Origin of the sequence: Intestinibacter sp., assembly GCF_051866655.1 — a bacterium.
Lineage (GTDB): Bacteria > Bacillota > Clostridia > Peptostreptococcales > Peptostreptococcaceae > Intestinibacter.
In genome coordinates this window covers 1-1,597 of sequence record NZ_JBJDXL010000087.1, presented here as the reverse complement: position 1 = coordinate 1,597, position 1,597 = coordinate 1, and the positions used below count along the sequence as shown (strand labels likewise).

Below are 1,597 nucleotides of genomic sequence, written 5' to 3'. Positions count from 1 at the left end.
ATTTTTCGAAATCGCTTAGTTTTGCAGTATTAAACACTACTTCTAGGTGCATCATGATCGATTTATTGTTTAGCTTTTTGTCTTTTCTAAGTTTTACTTTATCTTTGTTGGCGCTAGTTATACCCTCTAGACTTTTTAGTTTGTCGTATAAAATTATCGGTTCGATTTCGCTGGTTCTAAGCTGTTTGGCTATTAATTCAACTGTCATAGTATGTCTGTCTACGATTTCGATTATATCGTCTATTATTTTTCTGTCCTCTTCTGAATATTCTATCTTGTTATAGCTGTAAAATAATGCCTGTAAGTCAGCTATATCCTTAAATTCTTCTACCTCTATTTGGTGGTAATTGTAGTCTGTAAAATCATTTCTAGTCGTGATTATAAATTTGCAGCCTGAGTTTATCAGATCTTCTAGATTTTCGTCCTCGTCGACATCGAAGTTATCCACAATTATCAATGTTCTATCGTCTGATAGCTCGCAGATTTTCTCTAGCTTTCTGTTAAAATAATCCTCATCTTTTTCATCCTCTACTCTTTTGAAATTGGCAATTGGAATCTCTCTGTCGTTTACGACTAAGTCAAATAATGAAGTCAAGTAGCTTGCAAATATAACCACATCGTATTCTTTTTTGTATAAAAATGCGTACTGCTTGGACAACACGCTTTTTCCTATCCCTCCAAATCCATGTAGAAAAACTGTGTCCGTCTCGTTTTTTAGCTTGTCATGAATAAGCGCCATCTCTTCTTCTCTACCTATAAATACGTTGTCGTTTTGGGCAAAATTAGACTTAAAATAAACCTCGTTTGGTGATGACAACAACACTAATTTCTCCAAAATCTCGATTAACTCATCTGCATTTTTATATCTCTTATTCACAGATGACGACAATGTCTTCTTAAACAATGTCTTTATATATCTGAAAACTTTAGGATTTACACCTTCAAATAAGGGATCCTTCAAATCAAATTTCCAATCTGCAAAAACCTTTCTATCATCTACATCTGGAATTCTGCCCATTATTTTAGAGAAAATAACTGCTCCAATTGAATATATATCTGTAGCCTCACATATTTTTTTAACTTTATGCTGCAACTGTTCTGGAGCTGCCCAGTTTTCAGAATAGGATACTCTGTTCACTTTTCCTGATTTTATATCCTTTATCGATTCCACACTTCCAAAATCAAATAATATTATGAGTTCATTAGTCTCAGGCAGTTTCAATATATTTTCTGGTTTTATATCTAGATGGACATATCCGTATTTGTGATACATACCTATAGTTTTCGTAAGTGCTAGACCTATTTGAAATATATCCTGCAAATTTTCTCCTTCGACTTTGTCGTAGGAAATCCCGTTGTTATAGTTTACGACCATATACATGGTGTTGTTTCCAAATAAAAGATTTTGCGCATTGCCTGTGCTGTTCAATGTGTCTAAATTGCTTTGAAACAAGGTGTTCTTCTCATATGCATCATAAAATAAATCCCAAGATTTCTCAAAATCCTCCCTATGCTCCTCTTTCACAACTAAACTCAAATCCTCATCTCTGTCTATCTCCATATATGCAGGATAAAATTCCTTCAATCTAACTAAATG

The 1,597-nt window shown here is 33.7% G+C and carries 1 protein-coding gene; it reads right to left on the bottom strand.

The features are described from left to right. Positions 1–1,561, bottom strand: a 1,561-nt coding sequence (locus ACI3VO_RS02365) for a protein kinase domain-containing protein (RefSeq protein WP_439756371.1), incomplete at its 3' end; no start/stop codon positions are given. Positions 1,562–1,597: the final 36 nt, after the last annotated feature.